This is a genomic window from Mesorhizobium sp. M1A.F.Ca.IN.020.04.1.1, from assembly GCF_003997315.1.
Taxonomy (GTDB): domain Bacteria; phylum Pseudomonadota; class Alphaproteobacteria; order Rhizobiales; family Rhizobiaceae; genus Mesorhizobium.
This window is the reverse complement of sequence record NZ_RZSN01000328.1, coordinates 1-2,725: the sequence shown is the minus strand read 5'-3', so window position 1 is coordinate 2,725 and position 2,725 is coordinate 1. Positions and strand designations below refer to the sequence as shown.

4 protein-coding genes and 1 pseudogene are annotated in these 2,725 nt (G+C 59.2%); 3 read left to right on the top strand and 2 right to left on the bottom strand.

Annotated features, from left to right (window positions below; all coding sequences use genetic code 11):
• The first annotated feature begins 660 nt into the window (after nt 1-660).
• Nucleotides 661-852 (top strand): hypothetical protein, encoded by a 192-nt coding sequence (locus EOA49_RS31400; protein WP_127243575.1) that lies wholly within the window; start codon nt 661-663, stop codon nt 850-852.
• A 132-nt stretch (nt 853-984) separates the two neighbouring features.
• On the top strand, nt 985-1,278 hold the full coding sequence (locus tag EOA49_RS33875) for a PilZ domain-containing protein (protein ID WP_127240626.1): 294 nt from the start codon (nt 985-987) through the stop codon (nt 1,276-1,278).
• 59 nt (nt 1,279-1,337) lie between these two features.
• Here the strand turns inward: EOA49_RS33875 and EOA49_RS31390 are convergent, their stop codons facing one another.
• Together EOA49_RS31390 and EOA49_RS31385 are read right to left on the bottom strand one after the other, a co-directional pair.
• The gene (locus tag EOA49_RS31390; RefSeq protein WP_245460854.1) at nt 1,338-1,625 is read right to left on the bottom strand and encodes a hypothetical protein; all 288 of its coding nucleotides are present in this window, start codon (nt 1,623-1,625) and stop codon (nt 1,338-1,340) included.
• 242 nt (nt 1,626-1,867) lie between these two features.
• Complete coding sequence (locus EOA49_RS31385) at nt 1,868-2,320, bottom strand: MucR family transcriptional regulator (RefSeq protein WP_127216593.1); 453 nt, start codon at nt 2,318-2,320, stop codon at nt 1,868-1,870.
• A 203-nt stretch (nt 2,321-2,523) separates the two neighbouring features.
• Between EOA49_RS31385 and EOA49_RS31380 the strand changes: the two are divergent.
• Nucleotides 2,524-2,725 (top strand): annotated as a pseudogene (locus EOA49_RS31380) (c-type cytochrome); the annotation flags it as partial.

Genomic DNA, 2,725 nt, shown 5'->3' with positions numbered 1-2,725 from the left:
CCCCGCGACAGGCCGGGTCGCCTCAGGTTCACCTGATGGATGAGCAGAACGGCTCGCCCGGCAAACAGCCGATCAGATCACTTGAAGGCGTACCTGTTAACAACCCCGTCTGCCTCATTCGTGACCCGGATCCAGCGCTGTTCGTCACCGCGTAGGTCCGTGACCTCACTGCCCGTGGCTGTTTCCGCTGCCACCCATGGAGTATTGGCGTTGATGGTACGACTAGTCACAACGCTGTCCCCATCCATCTCTTCCACCCGATAGACCTTCATGTGCGACCTCTGCTCCATTTATTTCCCAATCTGAACAGAGAAGCGGCGACCGGACAAGGATGCTGAAAACACGATGCCCGTCACCCCGGGCAACGGGATGGCGGGCATCGATCGAGCGGTTGCCGACGAGGAAGGTGGCGCATTTCCCCGCCGGTTCCATCCAATGTTATCGCGAGGATTTGGTTTCAGCGTAGGGACCAAAGCGTCAGACCATCCGACTTCGGTCGCATCGGAACATTTCCGCCAGTCGGCAGGTTTGGCTTCGCGCCGCGATGCCAAGAGGATCGCGCCATTGGGTAGCAGAGACCCCTGGAGCGCCGCTTGTCCCCTCAGCGAGCGGGCTCTTGGTCCTCAGACCTTTGAAAGCCCTTTATGGAAGAGCTATCCAATGAACAGCTACACCGTTGAAATGATGTCAGGGTTGGAAGCGGTCTCTGTTGCCTACGCGAGGACCACCTCACCGAAAGCAGCCGCTGAATGGGTGACCGGCCGAACCGTACAGGACAGGCGAGACGAGACCGAATGGGTTCGCGTCACCGACGACACCAATCGAGCGGTCTACAAGTTTGCCTACAAATAGGAAAAGGACTGCCGCCGACACCCAGCCTGACGAGGGAATTGTGAGCAGGTTGGGCGCTCAATGGTCCCGCCCTGCTTGAGCCATAATTTTCGGCTCGACGGAGCACTGGAAGGCCGTTCACGTTGTAAGCCTATGGAAACCCCACCTCCAGACGCTCCCCGTCGAGAACACCGCCCGCGCGTGCTGAAGGGCGGAACGATCATCACTGGTTTCCGAAACTCGGAAATCAGCTGCTCACTACGCAATCAGCACTCCCAAGGAGCCGAACTGAGGTTGGCCGCAGACATTCAGATCCCAGCACGCTTTCTGCTCTACGTTCCGGTCGATGGGATCGCTTACAAAGCTGTCGTTCGTTGGCGAAAGAATGACCGCGTCGGCGTCGAATTTGAGGGTACCGAGCCAAAGCCGAAGTTCCATTACGGTTGAATGCCGAAGGCAGCACCTGATCGACAATGGCGCGGCCCCACGGCTCGCAGGCTGGATTCCTATTCGTCCCGGTCCCCGTCGTTTTCATCGTCGGGTTGACTGTTCGGGGGTGCACCGTCCGCTTGCTCTTCGACGTATGCTTGGCAGCCTTCGTTGAACGATTGGCTATCACCATCGCAGTCTCGCTCGTCGATGATGTCGTTGCTTGCCGCCCAATCATAGCCGGCTTCGTGTCCCGAGCAGTCATCGGTGCAATCATACCCATGGAAAGTCTCTTGCGCGTTTGCCGGGCGGGCAACAAAGCCGGCCAGCGCAAGGGCACCGGCCGCAACAAGGATCCAGATCATCAAAACATTCCTATCGGCGCCCCGCCGGTCGGGTATTCTGTGACCTTGGCGAAGATGAGTGCCGGTTACTAGCTCAGTTCCAATCCCGGTCGGGTGTTGCGGGACGACGATTCCAGCTTTTGATGGCGTTGAATTCGTCGATGCAGACCGGACCGGATGCGCCACAGTCGTCACATTTAACCACCGACCCGCCTACCGGCTGTCATCGACGGCCTTGCGTCGTTACTGGCAAGGCTCCGCGTTCATCCCGGAGAGCGCTTTTTGCCATTGCCCTTCGCCTGCTTCGCCGGCGCCTTCCGCCCGAGCCCGGCCGCCTTCGCCAGCGCCGATCGCTGCGCCGCATAGTTCGGCGCCACCATCGGGTAATCCGGCTTCAGCCCCCACTTGGCCCGGTACTCGTCGGGCGTCAGCCCGTAGTGCAAGTCGAGATGGCGCTTCAACGATTTGAACTGTTTCCCGTCCTCTAGGCAGATGATGTAGTCGGGGAACACCGATCGCTTCGGGTTGACCGCGGGCGCCCGAGCAGGTTTCTCGGGGTCGCTTGATTGGCGAACGCCTGACAACGACGAATGAATCGATGCAATGAGGTCAGCTAGACCGCTGACGGGGAGGGGATTGTTGCTCACATACGCTGAGACAACATCCGCCGTCAGTCCGACTAGATCGATGTCTTCAACTTCATCTTGTTCGGTCAAGGTATTCACTCCAGGATCTGAATTTAGAGCCAAATGTGGCAAGTTGGTGTGTACTACAACCTTGGAACACACGCCAACGCTCTTACTGCCGATCCGTGAGGATTCGCTCTAGCCGCGGCAACCTACGTCTGGCGGAGTTGAACGCCAGGGCGACCATGGTTCAGGAACTTCACCCCGCGAGCTTCTAAGGGAGGAATGCTGCCATGCGCGCAATCGCACTTTTCATCGCCTCGTCGGCCACGATCTTCATCGCAAGCCCTTCGCGGGCGCAGGATGCCGCCGCAGGCGAGAAGGTCTTCACCAAGTGCAAGGTCTGCCACATTGCAGACCAGGACCAGAACAAGGTCGGCCCGTCTCTGCACGGCGTCATCGGGCGCACGGCGGGCACGCATCCCGGTTTCACTT

What these genes read in the sequence shown, in the direction of transcription:
- EOA49_RS31400 (WP_127243575.1), top strand. Translation starts at nt 661, where the DNA reads ATGAACAGCTACACCGTTGAAATGATGTCAGGGTTGGAAGCGGTCTCT.
- EOA49_RS33875 (WP_127240626.1), top strand. Translation starts at nt 985, where the DNA reads ATGGAAACCCCACCTCCAGACGCTCCCCGTCGAGAACACCGCCCGCGC.
- EOA49_RS31390 (WP_245460854.1), bottom strand. Translation starts at nt 1,625, where the DNA reads ATGATCTGGATCCTTGTTGCGGCCGGTGCCCTTGCGCTGGCCGGCTTT.